General features: G+C 70.8%; 16 protein-coding genes. 11 read left to right on the forward strand and 5 right to left on the reverse strand.

What is annotated here, in order from left to right; all coding sequences use genetic code 11:
- Positions 1–222: 222 nt before the first annotated feature.
- Positions 223–1,260: a 6-phosphofructokinase gene (locus EVS81_RS11810; protein ID WP_130110565.1), complete on the forward strand. Its 1,038-nt coding sequence runs from the start codon at positions 223–225 to the stop codon at positions 1,258–1,260.
- Between the two features lie 26 nt (positions 1,261–1,286).
- Here the strand turns inward: EVS81_RS11810 and EVS81_RS11815 are convergent, their stop codons facing one another.
- Complete coding sequence (locus tag EVS81_RS11815; protein ID WP_130110566.1) at positions 1,287–1,559, reverse strand: mycoredoxin; 273 nt, start codon at positions 1,557–1,559, stop codon at positions 1,287–1,289.
- A gap of 282 nt (positions 1,560–1,841) precedes the next feature.
- Between EVS81_RS11815 and EVS81_RS11820 the strand changes: the two genes are divergently transcribed.
- The 5 genes from EVS81_RS11820 (at position 1,842) to ilvA (ending at position 7,513) form a co-directional block, all read left to right on the forward strand.
- Positions 1,842–3,170, forward strand: a complete 1,329-nt coding sequence (locus tag EVS81_RS11820) for an inorganic phosphate transporter (RefSeq protein ID WP_130110567.1) — start codon at positions 1,842–1,844, stop codon at positions 3,168–3,170.
- A complete protein-coding gene (locus EVS81_RS11825) occupies positions 3,167–3,466 on the forward strand; it encodes a hypothetical protein (protein ID WP_130110568.1) in 300 nt (99 codons plus the stop codon). The genes EVS81_RS11820 and EVS81_RS11825 overlap by 4 nt, the downstream gene beginning before the upstream one ends.
- 150 nt (positions 3,467–3,616) lie before the next feature.
- Positions 3,617–5,017 carry an aldehyde dehydrogenase family protein gene (locus EVS81_RS11830; RefSeq protein WP_130110569.1) on the forward strand — a complete coding sequence of 467 codons (1,401 nt, stop codon included), beginning with the start codon at positions 3,617–3,619 and terminating at the stop codon, positions 5,015–5,017.
- 49 nt (positions 5,018–5,066) lie between these two features.
- Positions 5,067–6,272 (forward strand): AI-2E family transporter, encoded by a 1,206-nt coding sequence (locus tag EVS81_RS11835; RefSeq protein ID WP_130110570.1) that lies wholly within the window; start codon positions 5,067–5,069, stop codon positions 6,270–6,272.
- Positions 6,269–7,513: a threonine ammonia-lyase gene (gene ilvA, locus EVS81_RS11840; protein ID WP_130110571.1), complete on the forward strand. Its 1,245-nt coding sequence runs from the start codon at positions 6,269–6,271 to the stop codon at positions 7,511–7,513. The genes EVS81_RS11835 and ilvA overlap by 4 nt, the downstream gene beginning before the upstream one ends.
- A 58-nt stretch (positions 7,514–7,571) precedes the next feature.
- On the opposite strand, the gene EVS81_RS11845 is transcribed toward ilvA, so the two are convergent.
- On the reverse strand, positions 7,572–8,171 hold the full coding sequence (locus EVS81_RS11845; protein WP_130110572.1) for a TetR/AcrR family transcriptional regulator: 600 nt from the start codon (positions 8,169–8,171) through the stop codon (positions 7,572–7,574).
- A 368-nt stretch (positions 8,172–8,539) separates the two neighbouring features.
- On the opposite strand from EVS81_RS11845, the gene EVS81_RS11850 reads away from it, so the two are divergent.
- Together EVS81_RS11850 and EVS81_RS11855 are read left to right on the forward strand one after the other, a co-directional pair.
- The gene (locus EVS81_RS11850) at positions 8,540–10,255 is read left to right on the forward strand and encodes an amidohydrolase (RefSeq protein ID WP_130110573.1); all 1,716 of its coding nucleotides are present in this window, start codon (positions 8,540–8,542) and stop codon (positions 10,253–10,255) included.
- Positions 10,256–10,403: 148 nt separating this feature from the next.
- On the forward strand, positions 10,404–11,813 hold the full coding sequence (locus EVS81_RS11855; RefSeq protein ID WP_130110574.1) for an APC family permease: 1,410 nt from the start codon (positions 10,404–10,406) through the stop codon (positions 11,811–11,813).
- Positions 11,814–11,844: 31 nt separating this feature from the next.
- On the opposite strand, the gene greA is transcribed toward EVS81_RS11855, so the two are convergent.
- Both greA and EVS81_RS11865 read right to left on the reverse strand, forming a co-directional pair.
- Positions 11,845–12,330 carry a transcription elongation factor GreA gene (gene greA / locus EVS81_RS11860; protein ID WP_130110575.1) on the reverse strand — a complete coding sequence of 162 codons (486 nt, stop codon included), beginning with the start codon at positions 12,328–12,330 and terminating at the stop codon, positions 11,845–11,847.
- 265 nt (positions 12,331–12,595) lie between these two features.
- Positions 12,596–13,063 carry a DUF4307 domain-containing protein gene (locus EVS81_RS11865; RefSeq protein WP_240739829.1) on the reverse strand — a complete coding sequence of 156 codons (468 nt, stop codon included), beginning with the start codon at positions 13,061–13,063 and terminating at the stop codon, positions 12,596–12,598.
- A gap of 85 nt (positions 13,064–13,148) precedes the next feature.
- Between EVS81_RS11865 and mca the strand changes: the two genes are divergently transcribed.
- From mca to EVS81_RS11880, 3 genes are read left to right on the forward strand one after another with little or no spacing between them, the layout of a single operon-like run.
- The gene (gene mca, locus EVS81_RS11870; RefSeq protein ID WP_130110577.1) at positions 13,149–14,018 is read left to right on the forward strand and encodes a mycothiol conjugate amidase Mca; all 870 of its coding nucleotides are present in this window, start codon (positions 13,149–13,151) and stop codon (positions 14,016–14,018) included.
- Complete coding sequence (locus EVS81_RS11875; protein WP_130110578.1) at positions 14,015–14,350, forward strand: hypothetical protein; 336 nt, start codon at positions 14,015–14,017, stop codon at positions 14,348–14,350. Before mca ends, EVS81_RS11875 begins: the two co-directional genes overlap by 4 nt.
- Positions 14,295–16,610, forward strand: a complete 2,316-nt coding sequence (locus tag EVS81_RS11880) for a RecQ family ATP-dependent DNA helicase (protein WP_130110579.1) — start codon at positions 14,295–14,297, stop codon at positions 16,608–16,610. Before EVS81_RS11875 ends, EVS81_RS11880 begins: the two co-directional genes overlap by 56 nt.
- A 218-nt stretch (positions 16,611–16,828) precedes the next feature.
- Here EVS81_RS11880 and trhA read toward each other — a convergent pair whose 3' ends face one another.
- On the reverse strand, positions 16,829–17,671 hold the full coding sequence (gene trhA / locus EVS81_RS11885; protein WP_240739830.1) for a PAQR family membrane homeostasis protein TrhA: 843 nt from the start codon (positions 17,669–17,671) through the stop codon (positions 16,829–16,831).
- Between the last annotated feature and the right edge of the window lie 107 nt (positions 17,672–17,778).

The following is a 17,778-nucleotide window of genomic DNA, read 5'->3' on the forward strand; positions in this document are numbered from 1 at the left end:
CGATTTCTCGCCGCTGGATGGATCGGTCTCGCACAACGGGCTCGGTTTCGAGCCGCGGGATCCCGAGGCACCCCGCGCCTGCGGCGCACCTGGCCGGTTCCGTGTCGAACTTGGCGGAAATGCCCATGTTCGTGACGATCCGGCCAACGCTACGATGGGGGCGACGCTCCGGCGATCCCGCGTGCTCGGGAACCGCCGCGTGAAACGGACGAGGAGGCCTTGATGCGCATCGGTGTGCTCTGCTCCGGCGGCGACAGCCCCGGCATGAACGCCGCGATCCGGGGCGCCGTGCTGCGCGGCGTCGAGGTGCACGGCTTCGAGATGGTCGGCTTCATGGACGGCTGGCGAGGATTCCACGAGGCGGATCTCGTGCCGCTGGATCGTTCGGCCGTGCGGGGCATCTCGCCGCTCGGCGGGGTGATCCTCGGCACCAGCCGCGTTCCGCCGTTCGCGAGCGGCGACGGTGACGCCGCCGAGTGGCAGGCGATCCGGGCCCGCATGGCGGAGTATCGACTCGACGGCTTCCTCCTGATCGGGGGCAACGGCACGCAGACCGTCGCGAAGCTGCTCACCGACGCCGGGATCCGCGCCATCGGTCTGCCCAAGACCATCGACAACGACCTCGGCGGCACCGACTACACCTTCGGATTCGACACCGCCGTGTCCATCGCCTCGGAGGCGATCGACCGGCTGCGCACCACCGGCGAGTCGCACAGCCGGTGCATGGTGCTCGAGGTGATGGGGCGCAACGCCGGGTGGATCGCGCTGCACGCGGGCATGGCGGGCGGCGCGCAGGTGACGCTGATCCCGGAGCATCCCGAGTCCATCGAGCAGATCTCCGAGTGGGTGCTGAGCGTGCGGGATCGCGGCCGCTCATCGCTCGTGGTCGTCGCCGAGGGCTTCACGCTCGAGGGCGCCGACGGCGAGGTGACCCGCGAGGGGCTCGACGGGTTCGGGCGGCCGCGGCTCGGCGGCGTCGCCGAGATGCTCGCTCCACTCATCGAGGAGCGCACGGGGATCGAGACGCGCGCGACCGTGCTGGGGCACGTGCAGCGCGGGGGATCGCCCACGGCCTTCGACCGGGTGCTCGCGACTCGCACGGGGATCGCCGCCGCCGACGCGGCGCACGCCGGGAGATGGGGCACGATGGCCGGGCTGCACGGCGACCGCATCGATCTCGTGCCGCTCCACGAGGCCGTCGGTCGGCTCAAGACGGTGCCGGATGCCCGCTACGAGGAGGTCCGCCTCAACTTCGGGTGATGCTCCGCTCGCTCAGCCGGCGGTGGCTAGCCGAGCCGGGCCTGCACGTCGCGCAGCGAGGGGTTCGTCGCCGTGGTGCCGTCGGGGAAGACGAGCGTCGGCACCACGGCGTTGCCGCCGTTGACCGACTTCACCAGCTCCTCGGTGCCGGGCGTCTGCTCGATGTCGACCACGGTGTAGCCGATCCCCGTCTTGTCGAGCATCAGCTTGAGGCGCTTGCAGTAGCCGCACCAGGCGGTGGAGAACATGGTGACCGCTCCCTGCTCGGGAACGAAGTCGTTCAGATCCGCTGCACTCATGCCGCCTCCTCGGTCGTCGATGTGCCGCCAGCCTATCGTCGGCGGCAGGGAGCGAGCCGAGCGCGGGGGCCGTGAGACTGAGGATCCGCCCGCACCTGCTCCAGGGGCGCCCGCCAGAGTAAACGGAAGGTGAACGAGGGGGCCTCGGCTTGACCTGCCGGAGGCGAGGTGAAACCATGATTACGGCGCGCCAGCGGTCATCGGCGAGCACCGGATGATCGGTGAACAACAGGTGACTTCGCGGGTGTTCCACGGACCTCTGCTCCCGAACGAAAGACGCCGGTGGAAATCACCCTCATCGTGCTGCTGGTCATCGCACTGGCGCTGTTCTTCGACTTCACCAACGGCTTCCACGACACGGCCAACGCGATGGCGACGCCCATCGCGACCGGGGCGCTCAAGCCGAAGACCGCGGTGCTGCTCGCCGCGATCCTCAACCTCGTCGGCGCATTCCTCTCGACCGAGGTGGCCAAGACCATCTCGGGTGGTCTGATCAACGAGGGCGACGGCGGGGTGCTCATCACCCCGGAGATGATCTTCGCCGGCCTCATCGGCGCGATCGTCTGGAACCTGCTGACCTGGCTCTACGGTCTGCCCTCCAGCTCCTCCCACGCGCTGTTCGGCGGCCTCATCGGCGCGGCGATCGTCGGCGCGGGCATCAACGCCATCAACGGCGGGGTCTTCCTCTCGAAGATCCTGATCCCGATGCTCGCCGCCCCGCTCACCGCGGGCATCGTCGCGTTCACGGCGACCCGGGTGGCCTATGCGATCACGCGCCGCCACGACGGCAAGAAGGACGGCCGCGGCCGTTTCCGCTACGCCCAGATCGCCTCGTCCTCGCTCATCGCGCTGGCCCACGGCACCAACGACGCTCAGAAGACGATGGGCGTCATCACGCTCACGCTCGTCGCCGCGAACCTGCAGGAGCCCGGCACCGGCCCCCACTTCTGGGTCATCGCGGCGTGCGCCTTCGCGATCGCGCTCGGCACGTACTCGGGCGGGTGGCGCATCATCCGCACGCTCGGCGCGGGCCTCACCCAGGTCAAGCCGGCGCAGGGCTTCGCGGCCGAGACCAGCACGGCCGCCACGATCCTCGCCTCGAGCCACCTCGGCTTCGCGCTCTCGACCACGCAGGTCGCCTCGGGCTCGGTCATCGGCTCGGGCCTCGGACGACGCGGATCGAGCGTGCGCTGGCGCGCGGTCGGCCGCATCGGGCTCGGCTGGCTCTTCACCCTGCCCGCCTCGGGCGCCGTTGCGGCGGTCGCGGCGCTGATCGCCCACATCGGTCCCGTGGGCATCGTGATCGACGCGGTGCTCGGCTTCGGCTTCATTCTGGTGATCTTCTGGCGCTCCCGGCGCAACAAGGTCGACCACTCCAACGCGATCCCCGTGCCCGACGTGGCCGAGTCGGGGTACGCGGTGCGCATCCGCAAGGGGAAGGTCAAGCCTCTGAAGACCAAGACCGGCACGATTCCGCCGCTCACCCCGGTGGCGCAGTCGGCCGTGCGCGACGATCTCGCCGCGCGCGAGGCCGAGAAGGCGGCGCGCGAGGCGCAGGCCGCCGATGAGGCAGCCGGCTCCGAGGACGCCGAGCGGGGGAGTGCACGATGAACATCGACTGGATGGCCTTCCTCATCGTCTTCGTGGCGGCGCTGCTCTCGGCCGTGTTCGTGGTCGCGCTGTACTCGCTCGGGATCCGGTTCCTCGCCACCCCCGCTCCGCCGGTGCGGCTCGACGATGGCACCTTCGCGCCCGACGGCCCGTCCCGCGACGACGAGGACGACGACGTCGACGCTCTCGGGAGGCCCCGCTGGGCCACCGTCGCCGCCAACGTGTGCTTCGCGCTGTCGGCGCTCGCGGTGCTGATCGGGATCTTCCTGATCGTTCCCGCCCTGCACTTCTGGTGAGCGGACCCGATTGAGGGAGCGCAGCGCACTTCCCGCCGCTTGGGCGAGCGCAGCGAGTCGAAACCCGTACTCGCGGCGCTCGACCCCGCGGTGCCTCGCTGCTCCGGCCGCGCCCGGCCCGCGGAGAGGCAGGCCCAGTAGGGTGGGCGCATGAGCGAGCACACGGATCGGATCCCAGGCCTCGTCGCCGGACTGCGGCACGGTTTCGAGCGCGGCGTCACCCGCCCGGAGTCGTGGCGGCGCGAGCAGTTGCACCGCCTCCGCGCCCTGCTGCTCGAGCGCGGCGACGACTTCGAGCGCGCGCTGCGCGAGGACCTCGGCAAGTCGGGCACCGAGGCGCAGCTCACCGAGATCGGCTTCCTCGTCACCGAGATCGACTCCGCGCTGCGCCACCTCTCCCGCTGGATGCGCCCCGAACGTGTCGCGGTGCCGCTCGCGGCGCAGCCCGCGTCGGCGAGGATCGTGCCCGAGCCGCTGGGCGTCGTGCTGGTCATCGCCCCCTGGAACTATCCGCTGATGCTCGCCCTGTCGCCCGTGATCGGCGCGCTCGCGGCGGGGAACGCCGTCGTGATCAAGCCGAGCGAGCTGGCTCCCGCGACCTCGTCGCTTCTCGGAAGGCTTGTTCCCGACGCGCTGGATCGTCGCGCTGTGGCGGTGGTCGAGGGCGGCGTGCCCGAGACCACGGCGCTGCTCGAACAGCGCTTCGACCACATCTTCTACACCGGCAACGGGCGCGTCGGGCGCATCGTGGCGCGCGCTGCAGCCGAGCACCTCACCCCGATCACGCTCGAGCTCGGCGGCAAGTCGCCCGTCTACGTCGACGAGACCGCGCCGCTCGCCGAGACCGCGCGTCGCATCGCCTGGGGCAAGTTCATGAACGCGGGCCAGACCTGCGTGGCGCCCGACTACGTGCTGGGCCGGCCCGAGGTGCTCCGCGAGCTGGCGCCGGCGCTGGAGGCGGCCGTGCACGAGCTCTACGGCAACGCCACCGCGCGCAACCCCGACTACGGGAGGGTCGTCAACGACGCCCAGTTCGAACGCCTCGTCGGCTACCTCGACGACGGCGCGGTCGAGGTCGGCGGCGGCTTCGACGCCACGATCCGCCACATCGCGCCGACGGTGCTCTCCGGAGTGCCCCGGGACGCGCCCGTCATGCGCGACGAGATCTTCGGGCCGATCCTGCCGCTCGTCGAGGTCGCCGACCTCGACGACGCGCTCGACTTCGTCGCGGCACGGGACAAGCCGCTCGCCGCATACGTCTTCAGCGAGCACCCCGCCACGCGGAAGCGGTGGGAGCAGGAGACGAGCTCGGGCGCCCTCAACTTCGGCGTGCCGGTGCTGCACCTCGTGGCCCCCGAGCTGCCGTTCGGCGGGGTCGGCGAGAGCGGCATGGGGGCCTACCACGGCGAGCGCTCGTTCCGTGTCTTCAGCCATGAGAAGCCGGTGCTCACGAAGCCCTTCGCGCCCGACACCCTCGGGTCCACCATCATGCCGCCCTACACGGCGCAGAAGAGTCGCCTCGTGCGCCGCTGGTTGCGCCGCCTCATGTGAGCGGGCGGGTATCACCGAACCGACATGCTGTCGTGAGTAGGATTGTGCCGTGGATGAGCCCAGAAGCGAGGCCCCGAGCCGCGCACCGCACCCGGCCGACGACGCCGCGCACGAGCTGCCGCTCGGCGTGCGGGTCGCGGCCGCCTGGTCATGGCGCCTGATCCTCATCGGGCTCGCCCTGGCCGGCTTCCTGTGGCTCGTGGTGCAGGTGCGCATCATCGTGATCCCGCTGCTCATCGCGATCCTGCTCACTGCACTGCTCGCGCCGGTCGTGCAGTGGTTCGAGCGGCAGGGAGCGCCCCGCTGGCTCGGCGTGGTGACAGCGCTCGCCATCTTCGGCGTCGCGGTGTGGATGCTCATCACCCTCATCACGACGCAGCTGCGCAACGGATTCGAGGACGTCGCCCGGCGCTCCGAGGAGGTCTGGTGGGAGGCTCTGCACTGGGCGGAGGCGACGTTCGGGATCTCGGCAGCCGAGATCGAGACCTTCACCGGGCAGATCTGGAAGACCATCGAGGGGCACCAGTCCGAGATCTGGAGCGGTGCGCTCGGCGTCGCGACGACCGCCGGCCAGTTCATCACCGGGGCGCTGCTGACGGTCTTCTCGCTCATCTTCATGCTCATCGACGGCAAGCGGATCTGGTTCTGGGTGGTCGGCTTCCTGCCCGCGAAGGCGCACGCTCCCGTCGACGCGGCCGGGCGCGCCGGGTGGATCTCGGTCGGCCAGTACGTGCGCGTGCAGATCTTCGTCGCCTTCGTCGACGCCGTCGGCATCGGCGCGGGCGCGGCGCTGCTCGGCGTGCCGCTCGCGATCCCGATCGCGATCCTCGTCTTCCTGGGATCGTTCATCCCGTTCCTCGGCGCCATTACCACCGGCGCCCTCGCCGCGTTCATCGCGCTCGTCTACAACGGGCCCGTGAACGCGCTCATCATGCTGGGCGTGGTGATCCTCGTCAATCAGATCGAGGGCCACGTGCTGCAGCCGTTGGTCATGGGCAGCGCCGTCAAGGTGCACCCGCTGGGCGTGGTGCTCGCCGTCTCGACGGGTGCGCTGCTCGCGGGGGTGCCCGGCGCGCTCTTCGCCGTACCCATCGCGGCCTCGGCCAACTCCATCGTCAACACGCTGGTCAGCAGGCAGTGGGAGGTGGGATCCGATCCCGTCGCCGACTACCACCGGCGAGAGAAGACTCACCACCGGGCCCGTTACCGGGCCCGCGCGCTCGCCAAGCGGCAGCGCAAGGAAGGACACTCATGACCGAGGCTCAGCCGGCACTCGTGCTGGAGGACTTCGAACGCGCACTCGATCTCGTGCACCGCGTGACGCAGCGCACCCCGCTCGAATCATCCCGCTACCTCGCGGAGATTCTCGGGGTGCCGAAGGTCTACCTGAAGTGCGAGAACCTGCAGCGCACCGGAGCCTACAAGCTCCGCGGCGCATACAACCGGCTCACGCAGCTGTCCGACGCCGAGCGGGCGCGAGGGGTGGTGGCCGCCTCGGCCGGCAACCATGCGCAGGGCGTGGCGTTCGCGGCGCGCGAGCTCGGCATCAAGGCCACCATCTTCATGCCCCTCGGCGTCGCGCTGCCCAAGCTGCAGGCGACCCGGGGCTACGGCGCCGAGGTGGTGCTCGAGGGATCGACGTTCGACGAGACCAATCGCGCGGCCCAGCAGTTCGTCGCCGAGACCGGCGCGCTCTTCGTGCCGCCCTTCGACGACCCCGCGGTGATCGTGGGGCAGGGCACGGTCGCGCTCGAGATCCTCGAGTCGGCGCCAGAGGTCGAGACGCTGATCGTGCCCATCGGCGGCGGCGGGCTGATCTCGGGCGTCGCGGCGGCGGCGAAGCAGCTCGCCGCGCGCGAGGGGCGACCGATGCGGGTCATCGGCGTGCAGTCCGAGAACGCGGCGCCGTTCAAATCGTCGCTCAAGGTGGGGCGGCCCGTGACCGTCGAGACGCGGCCGACGATCGCCGACGGCATCGCCGTCGCGCGGCCGGGCGAACTCAACTTCGACATGGTGCAGGAGTACGTCGACGAGGTCGTCACGGTGAGCGACGACGACATCGCGCGCGCCATCGTCATGCTGCTCGAGCGCGCCAAGCTCGTCGTCGAGCCGGCCGGCGCGGCCGGTGTCGCGGCGATCCTCGCGGGCAAGGCGCGCGCCAGCGGCGTCACCGCGACCATCCTCTCCGGAGGCAACATCGATCCGCTGCTGCTGCAGCGCGTGATCGGGCACGGCCTCGCGGCGTCGGCGCGCTACCTCAAGCTGCGCATTCTGCTGCCCGACGTGCCGGGCCAGCTGGTGCGCACGGCCTCGATCGTGGCGTCGCAGAACGCCAACGTCGTGGAGGTGATCCACACGCGTCACGCGACCGAGCTGCCCGTCAGCGAGGTGGAGCTCGAACTGCACATCGAGACGCGCGGGCACGAGCACGGCGATGCCGTCGCGCAGGCGCTGCGCGACGCCGGGTACACGGTGCGGGTGGGCGAGCGCTACTGACGCGGGCCGCCGGGGTCTGCGGGCCTGTCTGGGGTTCGCCCGGGCCGTGCGGCGCGACTCACGCGGTGAGCGCGGCGCCCGCCTGCTCGGCGAAGAGCCGGATCGCGCGATGCGCGTCGGCGACCGTGATGCTGCCGCCCGCCACGATGTGCAGGCCGTAGGCGTCTTCGAGCGCCACGAAGTTCATCGCGATGTCGTCGAGCGCGCCGGTGAGCCGGAACTCGCCGGAGGCCGAGCCCTGTTCGAGGATCCCGCGGTAGAGCTCGAGCTGCTCGCGATAGAGCCGCTGCACCAGCTCGTCGTGCAGCGGGGATTTGCCCGCGAGCACATCGAACTCGTAGAGCAGTCGCATGAGCGCGTCGTCGGGCCCCTCGGGCAGGCCCGCGGTGATCGCGGTCTCGAGCTTCTGCGCCGCGCCCTCCTGCAGTGCGACGAGCGCCGCTCGCTCTTCGCCCACCCGACGCATGCCGGCCGCGTGGGCCTCGACGAGGATCGCGTCGAGATCCTCGTAGTAGTAGAGCAGCGCGCCCCGGGTCACGCCGGCCTGGTTGGCCACATCGGTGAGCGAGAGGTTGCGCAGGCCGTGCTCGGCCGCCGCGGCGAGGGCGGCGTCGACGACTTCTCTGCGGCGCTGCTTCTGCGTGCTCGGTCGGGCCATACGGCCAGTATGCCAGCCGCGGCCGGCCGCCCTGCGCGCGGTCTGAGTTGCGCCCGCTCGCCACGCGCCCGCTCGCCACGCGCCCGCTTGCCACGCGCCCGCTCGCCACGCGCCCGCTCGCCACGCGCCCGCCTCTTCCCAGCTGAGACCGACCCCACTGTTCGAACACGATGCCTTCGGCGCCGATAATTCGAGCGGTTTGGAACACTGGGCTCGGTTTCGGCAGCCAAGGGGCGGATCCGGGGCCGGGACGGGCGGCGGCAGGATCGGCCGGCCGGCGGTTTCTTGACATCTGAGTAAATTAATTTACTCTTGAGTTAAAGAACTCGCCCGCCGCACGATCGCGCGCCCGATCCCCTGGAGCTGACATGGCCGTCGACACCCTCTTCACCGGAGGAATGATCCGCACCTTCGATCCCGCGCAGCCGTGGGCGGAGGCGCTCGGCATCACCGGCGATCGGATCAGCTACGTGGGCCCTGCGGCCGAGGCGCCCGCCGCCCGCCGAACCGTGCAGCTCGAGGGCCGCCTGCTCACCCCGGGCGTGGCCGACACGCACAACCACCTCCTCCTCGGCTTCGACGATCTCGCCGTGAGTCTCGACCAGGTGCAGAGCCTCGACGTGGTGCGATCCCGCATCGCGGAGTTCGCCGAGACCCACCCGGATCTCGACTGGATCTGCGCCGAGAACGCCCTCTACTCGGTGGTCGAGGGCCGCCGCCCCAACGCCGACGACCTCGTGGGGGTCACCGATCGCCCGGTCTTCATCACGACGTACGATCAGCACTCGGTCTGGCTCAACCGCCCGGCGCTCGCGAAGCTCGGCATCCTGAACGGCGGTGATATCGCCTGGGGCAATCCTGAGATCGACACCGCCACCGGCGAGCCCACGGGGTGGATCACCGACTTCTACACGAGCGCGATGACCATCGACGGCCTCGCCGAGCTGCAGCGCGATATCCCCATGTACTCGCCGGATCGCCGCTACCGCAAGATCGTGAACAGCCTCGACATGGCGGCCCGATCCGGGATCACGACCGTGGTCGAGCCGCAGGTGCCGCTCGCCGAGCTCGATCTCTTCGCCCGCGCTGAGCGCGAGGGGCGGCTCACGAGCCGCACCATCGCCGCCATCTACCATCCGGTGGGCGCCGACGGCGATTTCCGGGCCCGCATCACCGAGGCGATCCGCGAGACCCCGCAGCACGAGCGCTTCAGGCTCGGCCCGGTCAAGCTCTACGCCGACGACGTGATCGAGCCGCACACCGCCGCGATGCTCGAGGACTACGCGAACCGCCCGGGGCACCGCGGGCACACGAGCCTCGAGCCGACCGAGTTCACCCGACTGTTCGTGGAGCTCGACCGGCTGGGATACCAGGTGCACACCCACGCCACGGGCGACTGGGGGATCCGCCTCACCCTCGACTCGATCGAGGCCGCGCAGCGCGCGAACGGTCGCGTCGATGCGCGGCACGGGATCGTGCACGTCGAGTGCCTCGCCCCCGAGGATCTGCCGCGCTTCGCCGAGCTCGGCGTCGTCGCCGCGATGCAGCCGCGGCACGCCTCGCCCGACCTCGTGGCCGGCACCTGGATGGAGAACGTGGGCGAGGCCCGCTGGGATCGCGCCTGGCGCTTCCGCTCGATGATCGACTCGGGCGCGCGCGTCACCTTCTCGAGCGACTGGCAGGTGGGCGAGATGGATCCGCTCGTCGGACTCTACAGCGCCATGACCCGCGCCCGCCTCGACGGGCACGACGCCTGGACTCCAGGCGAGCGGCTCGACCTCGACCGCGCGCTCGAGGCCTACACGAGGGGCGGGGCCGAGGCCTTCCACCACGAGGAGGCGCTGGGCGTGCTGCGCGTCGGCGCGCTCGCGGACGTGGTCGTCTGGTCGGGCGATCTCTACGCCATGGAGGCCGCCGAGATCCTCGAGCAGAGCGCCGAGCTGACCGTGGTCGGCGGCAGCGCGATCCATGACGCGCGCGGCGAGATGGACGGCGCTCCGGCCGCCGCGAACGTGCAGGATCCGGCCGGCGCCGGGCAGAGGTGCGACGAGCCCGCCGAAGAACACCACTGCCACAGCCACTGACACCGCCCCGTCATGCTGCGTGCGCGAAGCGGATCGCAGGATCTCCACCGAGCAGCCGCGATCCTGAGACTCGCCGCGCGAGCGGAGCGAGTCGCAGTATCCGCACCAGCTCCGTCCCACAACGAAGTGAAGAAGTGAAGGAGATCACATGTCCACGCTCCCCGCCCGCTCCGGCGTCGCTGCCGGCGATGACCAGATCGCGCACGCGATCGCCCACGAGGCCGGCACGCTGAAGCGCTCGCTCAAGCTGCGCCACCTCGTCTTCATCGGCCTCGCCTACATGGCGCCGATGGCGGTCTTCGACATGTTCGGGATCGTCGCCGAGGAGACCAACGGCCACGTGCCGCTCGCGTACCTCGTCGTGATGGTCGCGGTGCTCTTCACCGCGTTCAGCTACTCGCGCATGGTGCGCTTCTTCCCGATCGCGGGATCGGCCTACACGTACGCCAAGGAGGCGATCAACGCGCACCTCGGCTTCCTCGTGGGCTGGGTGGCCACGCTCGACTACCTCCTGCTGCCGATGATCAACGCGATCCTCTCGGGCATCTACATGGGGGCGGTGTTCCCCGAGGTGCCGTTCTGGGTGTGGGTGCTGCTCACGGTCGGGATCTGCACCGTGCTCAACCTGGTCGGCGTGAAGCTGGCGGCGAGCATGAACGTGATCCTCGTGTCGATCCAGCTCGTCGTGGCAGTGGTCTTCGTGGTGCTGACGATCGTGAACATCGTCAACGGGGCGAACGGCGCCGAGTTCACGATCGCGCCGTTCATCTCGGGCGACGTGCAGCTGGTGTCGATCGCCGCCGGTGCGGCGATCCTCGCGCTCTCGTTCCTCGGCTTCGACGCGGTATCGACGCTCGCCGAGGAGGCCGAGCGACCCGAGCGCGACATCCCCCGGGCGATCTTCATCATCGTGCTCGTCGCCGGAGCGTTCTTCATGACCGTCACGTACGTGATGCAGGTGCTGTTCCCGGATGTCACGCAGCTGGCCGACATCGTGGGGGCCTCGCCCGAGATCGCGAAGTACGTGGGCGGTGCGGCGTTCCAGGCGATCTTCGTGGGCGGCTACATGATGGCCGTGCTCGGCTGCGGCATCACGCAGCAGATGAGCGCCGCGCGCTTGCTCTACGCGATGGGCCGCGACGGAGCGCTTCCGAAGCGCCTCTTCGGCCGGGTGAACAGCACCGGCGTGCCGGTGGGCAATGTGCTGCTCGTCGCGGCCGTCGCGCTGACGGCGCTGTTCGTCGATCTGGATCAGGCCGCATCGATGATCAACTTCGGCGCCTTCATCGCCTTCACCTTCGTGAACCTGTCGGTGATCTTCGTCTTCTTCCGCTTCATCAAGCGGCGCGGACCCGGAGTGTGGCTCGGCTTCGTCGCGGTGCCCGCCATCGGCGTCGCGATCAACGTGTGGCTGTGGTTCAGCCTCGACAGCGTGTCGATGATGATCGGGGGCGTCTGGTTCGCGCTCGGGCTGATCTACCTGTTCGTCAAGACCCGCGGCTTCCGGGCGCCGGCGCCCGACCTCACGGGGCCGATCAACATCAGCATGTACGAATAGCGGCCAGGGGACGGGATCCGCTGCGCTCCGCTCAGCCGGCGTAGGTGTCGACCGCCAGGATCTTCACCGAGATCTGGTTGCCGTTGGGCGCCGCGTAGCTCGTCTCGTCCCCGACGCCCAGCCCGAGGATCGCCACGCCGAGCGGGCTCTCGGAGCTGTAGACGTCGAGATCGCTGCCGTCCGCGAGTTCGCGGCTGCCGAGCAGGAACCGCTCCTCGTCGCCGAAGACCTCCGCGGTCACGATGGTGCCGACCTCGACGACGCCGCTCGCCTGCGGGGCCTCGCCGACCACCGCGTGCTTCAGCAGCTCCTCGAGGTCGCGGATGCGGGCCTCCATCTTGCCCTGCTCGTCCTTGGCGGCGTGGTACCCGCCGTTCTCCTTGAGGTCGCCCTCCTCGCGAGCGGCCTCGATGCGCGCTGCGATCTCCTTGCGGCCGGCACCGGAAAGCGCGTCGAGCTCGCCCTTGAGGCGGTCGTAGGCTTCCTGCGTCAGCCAGGTCTGCGTGGGCTCGGCCATAGTCGATCCTCGTTTCGTGTGTGCGCGGTGTGTGCCGGCGCTCGTGCGCATCGCGGTCGCGGAGGGCGACGGCGTCGGCACGCGCCATGGCGCGGGGGTAAACGGAACGCCCCGACCAGGTCAGGGCGCAGCCTCAAGGATAGCACCGTGTTCCCAGAACGCGGACCGAGAAATCGCCGCGTGTCAGGGCGGGGGCGGGAGAACGGGACCGCGAGGACGGGAGCGGGTGGAGGGGAAGCGGGTGGACGGGAGCGGGGCCTCGCGACTACTCCATCACCCAGCACTCGCGCACGGTTGCGGCGGTCGCCGGATTCGTCACGACCAGGGGCGTGGTGACGGTGTGGGTGCGATCCTCGGTGACCGGCAGTTCCACGACCTTCCACCCGACGGTGGCCTTCACCGTGTTGAGCGCCTCGACCGCGCACGCGACGGGCGTCTCTGCGGGGGCGGTCACCTCGAACTTCACGTCGAGGTTCAGCTCGTCCTGCTTGGTGAACCCGATGTCCTGCCAGGAGACCCGATTCGTATTCTGCCAGCCGCTGAAGAGCAGGAAGCTCACGCCGCCGAGCACCAGGATCGCCGCCGCGCCCCAGGCGACGCGCCGGTCGAGCCGACGCCGACGCCCGGAGCCGTAGCGATCCTCGAGCGACTGCCCGTCGCCCGGCCCCGTGCCGGGCTCCGGGTCCGAGCCCGATGCTCGCGAGGCTCCTGCACCGGCAGTCGTCTGCGACACGGGAGCCTCCGATCCGGGCTGGGTAAACTGGGTGATCGTTGCCAGACTACCGGGAGGCTCCCGAGAGGCACGTGAGAGGACTCGCATGACGCTCAGGTTGATCGCGGTGCACGCGCACCCCGACGATGAGTCCAGCAAGGGCGCCGCCACCTACGCACACTACCTCGATGCCGGGGTGGAGGTGATGATCGTCAGCTGCACCGGCGGGGAGCGCGGCGACGTGCTCAACGAGCTCGTGTCGCGGGATCCGAAGAGCCGTCGGGATCTCGCCGGTCTGCGCCGCGAAGAGATGACCCGCGCCCGCGAGATCATCGGCTTCGAGCACCGCTGGCTCGGCTACCAGGACTCCGGCCTGCCGGAAGCGGGCGATCCCGTGCCGCCGGGATCCTTCGCGGCGATCCCTGCCGAGGTGTCGGCCGAGGCGCTCGTGCGCGTGGTGCGCGAGTTCCGTCCGCACGTCATGATCACCTACAACGAGCAGGGCGGATACCCGCACCCCGACCACATCCGCTGCCACGAGATCAGCCGCATCGCCTGGGAGCGCGCGGGCGATGCCGCCGCGTACCCCGACGCGGGCCGCCCCTGGTCGATCAAGAAGCTCTACTACGAGGAGATCTTCAACGCCGAGCGCGTCACGACGGTCTACCAGTGGCTCGTCGACCACGAGCCGACCTCGCCGCTCCTGCAGCAGTTCGCCGAACTGCGCGAGTGGATGAGCCGGCGCGAGTACCGCGGGACGGCCAAGATCGAGGTGGGGCGCTTCTTCGAGCGCCGCGATGAGGCGCTGCGCGCGCATGCGAGCCAGGTGCCCCCGGACAGTCCCTTCTTCTTCTGGCCCAACGAACTGCAGCGCGAGGCGTGGCCGTTCGAGGACTATCGGCTCGCAGCGTCGCGAGTGGCAACGAGCGAGTTCGAAGCCGATCTGTTTCAGGGAATCGAGGAGGAGCGCGCATGAACGTGCTGAGTATCGCGGTGCGGATCGCGGAGGAGACCGAGTTCGATCCCGATCAGGTGACGCCCGGCTGGGAGGGCTTCGTCTTCACGGGGCTGCTGGCCGTGGGGATCATCGCGCTCGGGTTCCTGCTCGTGAGCCGGTTGCGCCGCAACGCCTACCGGGCCGAGGTGCGCGAGCAGATCGCCGAGGAGCTCGCCGCCGAGGGCGACGCCCCCGCGGGGCCTGCCGACGGAGCGGCCGCGGGGCCTGCCGGCGGGGCGGCCGATGGGCCGACCGATGGGCCGACGTCGACGGGGGCCGGCGACGCGACCGATCCCGACCGACGGGCCTGACGCCATCGTGAGCGGCGGCGGCTTCGACGAGCCCGGTTTCGGCCCGGCCGACGAGGAGCGGTGGCCCGGAGAGGCCTGGGGCGCCCCGCCGCCCGAGGGGTGGACGGATCCCCGCCGCGAGACCGCGCGGGGGCCGCGCGCCGCTGCCGGGCCCGGCCCGGACGGGGCGCCCGCATCGCCGGGATCCGCGCCGGGACCCGTACCGGGATCCGCGCCTGCACCGACGGCTGCACCGGGATCCGCGCCCGCACCGCCGGTTGCACCGCCCGCGTCGACCGTGCCGAGCGCCCGCGGCGCCGACCCGCTCTCCGTGCTCTCGGAGGTCTTCGGCTACGACTCCTTCCGGGGCGAGCAGGCCGCCATCATCGAGCAGGTGAGCGCCGGCGGCGACGCGGTCGTGCTGATGCCGACCGGGGGCGGCAAGTCGATCTGCTACCAGATCCCGTCGCTCATGCGCGAGGGCACCGGGGTCGTGCTCTCCCCGCTCGTCGCGCTGATGCACGACCAGGTGGCCGCGCTGCGATTGGCCGGCGTGCGCGCGGCGGCGCTCAACTCGGCGATGTCGCATGAGGATCGGCTCGAGGTCGAGCGCGCCTATCGCGCGGGTGAACTGGAGCTGCTCTACCTCGCTCCCGAGCGACTCGCCGCGCCCGGCACCGTCGAACTGTTGGGCCAGGGGCGCATCGCCCTCTTCGCCATCGACGAGGCCCACTGCGTCTCCCAGTGGGGCCACGACTTCCGGCCCGACTACCTGCGCCTCGGCGCGCTCGCCGAGCGCTGGCCCGACGTGCCGCGGATCGCGCTCACCGCGACGGCCACCCCCGAGACGCACCGTGAGATCACCGAACGGCTGCACCTCGAGAACGCCGCGCACTTCGTGTCGAGTTTCGACCGGCCGAACATCCGCTACCGCATCGTCTCGAAGCAGAACGTGCGCTCGCAGCTCATCGCGTTCATCCGCGGGGAGCACGCGGGCGAGGCCGGCATCGTCTACGCGCTGAGCCGCAAGCGCGTCGAGCAGACGGCGGCCGCGCTGCGCGACGCCGGGATCGACGCGGTCGCCTACCACGCGGGCCTGCCCGCCTCCGAGCGGCTCGAGGCGCAGACCCGCTTCCTGCGCGAGGACGGTGTGGTGGTGGTGGCCACCATCGCCTTCGGCATGGGCATCGACAAGCCCGACGTGCGCTTCGTCGCGCACATCGATCTGCCCAAGTCGATCGAGGGCTACTACCAGGAGACCGGCCGCGCCGGTCGCGACGGACTGCCCTCCGAGGCCTGGCTCGCCTATGGGCTGCAGGACGTGGTGCAGCAGCGGCAGATGATCGAGGGGGGCGACGGCGACGCGGCCACGAAGGCCAACCAGACCCGTCACCTCAACTCCATGCTCGCGCTGTGCGAGGGGGTGGAGTGCCGGCGGGCCTTCCTGCTGCGCTACTTCGGGCAGGATCCCGCGTCTTCCGTGCGCCATCTCGTGGGCAGCGAGCCCGCCGGCGACGCTCCCTCCCGTCATCCTGCGGCCAGCGAGCCCGCGAGCGGAGTCGCAGGATCCGGACCCGCGCAGGCGCAGAACTGCGGCAACTGCGACGTCTGCCTCGATCCGCCGAAGCTGTGGGACGCGACCACTCCCGCGCAGATGCTGCTCTCCACGATCATCCGCACGCAGAGGGAGCGCGGCCGCACGTACGCGGCCGGCCAGCACATCGACGTGCTGCGCGGCGTGGGATCGGAGCGCGTCACGCAGATGCGGCTCGACGAGCTCTCCACGTGGGGGATCGGCAAGGAGTGGTCGGTCGCGCAGTGGCGCGGCCTGGTGCGGCACCTGCTCGCGGTCGGGCTGATCGAGGCCCGTGGCGAGTGGGGGGTGCTCGCGCCCACCGAGGCCGCGAAGCCGGTGCTGCGCGGCGAGGAGCAGGTGCGGATGCGCGAGGAGATCGTGGCGCGGGGCGCCGGCCGCGGTGGGCGCGCGGGCGGTGCGGGTGGTGCGGGCGGTGCGGGATCCGGCGGCGCGAAGCGCTCGGCAGCCGCTGCCGATCTGTCGCCCGAGCAGGCCGAGATCTTCGAGCGGCTGCGCGCGTGGCGAGCGGGGGAGGCCCGCAAGCAGGGGGTGCCCGGCTACGTGGTGTTCGGCGATGCGACGCTCGCGGCGCTCGCAGTGCACCGGCCCGCGACCGACGACGAGATGCTCGCGATCTCCGGCATCGGAGCGGTGAAGCTCGAGCGGTACGGTGCCGCCGTGCTCGAGGCGCTCGCCGCGGGCTGATCCTCCTGCCGGTCTCCCCGCGCGCCCCGCTCCCGGTCTCGCCGCGCGCCCCGCTCCCGGTCTCTCTTCGCGCGCCAGTAGTTGTCACCAAATCTCAGGTGAGGTGACACCTACTGGCGCGCGAAGATGCCGCGCCCGGGCCGGGCGCTCGGCCCGGGTGTTCGGCCCGGGCGCTCGCGCCGGGCACCCGCCCCGGGGCCCGGCCCGCGCCGCCCCGGCTACCGCAGGTAGACCGGATCCAGTGCCACGAGCAGCGCAGCCGTCCAGTGGCACAAGAACGCGAGCACCGTGAGCGCGTGGAAGATCTCGTGGAACCCGAAGACGCCCGGCACGGGATTCGGGCGCTTCAGCCCGTAGACCACCGATCCCAGCGTGTACATCAGGCCGCCCACGACCACGAGCACCATCGCTGCGGCGTTCGCGTTGTAGATGTCGACGATGAACATCACCGCCGCCCAGCCGAGCAGCACATACAGGGGCACGTACAGCCAGCGCGGCGCTCCGATCCAGAACACTCGGAAGCCGATCCCCAGCAGTGCTCCCGCCCAGACCAGCACTAGCAGCAGCACGCCCTTGTCGAGCGGCAGCGCGAGCAGCGCGATCGGCGTGTACGTGCCCGCGATCAGCAGGAAGATGTTGGCGTGGTCGAGGCGGCGGAAGACCTGCTTGGTCCGCGGCTTCCAGTTGAAGCGGTGGTAGAGCGCCGAGACGCCGAAGAGCAGCATGCTCGACAGCATGAAGACCGCCGAGGCCCACTTCGCCACGGGGCCGTGCGCGAGCGAGATGAGTACGATGCCGGCGGCGGTCGCCACGGGGAAGGTGCCGGCGTGGATCCATCCGCGCCAGCGGGGCCTCGACTCGACGGTGCCCTGCGGTCCCTGCACGGTGTCGGCGGCCCGATCCGGGGCCTGGGGCGGCTGCGGGTGATCGTGCGGGTGGTCGAGTGCGTCGGCGAGCAGCGGCAGCGACAGGCGATCCGGCTCGGGGAACGGCCGCTCGGTGCGCTCGGCAGGGTCGTTGCGGTCGGTGCGCTCGGGCTCGGAGGAGCCGTGGGAGGTCATGCTTCGAGTGTATGGTCTGCACAGTTCGCGAGCTGCATATATGTGGGGGATCCCCAGCCGGCGCGGTCGGCCCGTCGCTCGAACAGGAGATCGGCACTCGCGCAGGA

The organism is Leucobacter triazinivorans (assembly GCF_004208635.1).
GTDB classification, from domain to species: Bacteria; Actinomycetota; Actinomycetes; order Actinomycetales; family Microbacteriaceae; genus Leucobacter; species Leucobacter triazinivorans.

What these genes read in the sequence shown, in the direction of transcription:
- EVS81_RS11830 (WP_130110569.1), top strand. Translation starts at nt 3,617, where the DNA reads ATGAGCGAGCACACGGATCGGATCCCAGGCCTCGTCGCCGGACTGCGG.
- EVS81_RS11825 (WP_130110568.1), top strand. Translation starts at nt 3,167, where the DNA reads ATGAACATCGACTGGATGGCCTTCCTCATCGTCTTCGTGGCGGCGCTG.
- EVS81_RS11810 (WP_130110565.1), top strand. Translation starts at nt 223, where the DNA reads ATGCGCATCGGTGTGCTCTGCTCCGGCGGCGACAGCCCCGGCATGAAC.
- mca (WP_130110577.1), top strand. Translation starts at nt 13,149, where the DNA reads ATGACGCTCAGGTTGATCGCGGTGCACGCGCACCCCGACGATGAGTCC.
- EVS81_RS11880 (WP_130110579.1), top strand. Translation starts at nt 14,295, where the DNA reads ATGGGCCGACGTCGACGGGGGCCGGCGACGCGACCGATCCCGACCGAC.
- greA (WP_130110575.1), bottom strand. Translation starts at nt 12,330, where the DNA reads ATGGCCGAGCCCACGCAGACCTGGCTGACGCAGGAAGCCTACGACCGC.
- EVS81_RS11875 (WP_130110578.1), top strand. Translation starts at nt 14,015, where the DNA reads ATGAACGTGCTGAGTATCGCGGTGCGGATCGCGGAGGAGACCGAGTTC.
- EVS81_RS11850 (WP_130110573.1), top strand. Translation starts at nt 8,540, where the DNA reads ATGGCCGTCGACACCCTCTTCACCGGAGGAATGATCCGCACCTTCGAT.
- trhA (WP_240739830.1), bottom strand. Translation starts at nt 17,671, where the DNA reads ATGACCTCCCACGGCTCCTCCGAGCCCGAGCGCACCGACCGCAACGAC.
- EVS81_RS11845 (WP_130110572.1), bottom strand. Translation starts at nt 8,171, where the DNA reads ATGGCCCGACCGAGCACGCAGAAGCAGCGCCGCAGAGAAGTCGTCGAC.
- EVS81_RS11815 (WP_130110566.1), bottom strand. Translation starts at nt 1,559, where the DNA reads ATGAGTGCAGCGGATCTGAACGACTTCGTTCCCGAGCAGGGAGCGGTC.
- ilvA (WP_130110571.1), top strand. Translation starts at nt 6,269, where the DNA reads ATGACCGAGGCTCAGCCGGCACTCGTGCTGGAGGACTTCGAACGCGCA.
- EVS81_RS11855 (WP_130110574.1), top strand. Translation starts at nt 10,404, where the DNA reads ATGTCCACGCTCCCCGCCCGCTCCGGCGTCGCTGCCGGCGATGACCAG.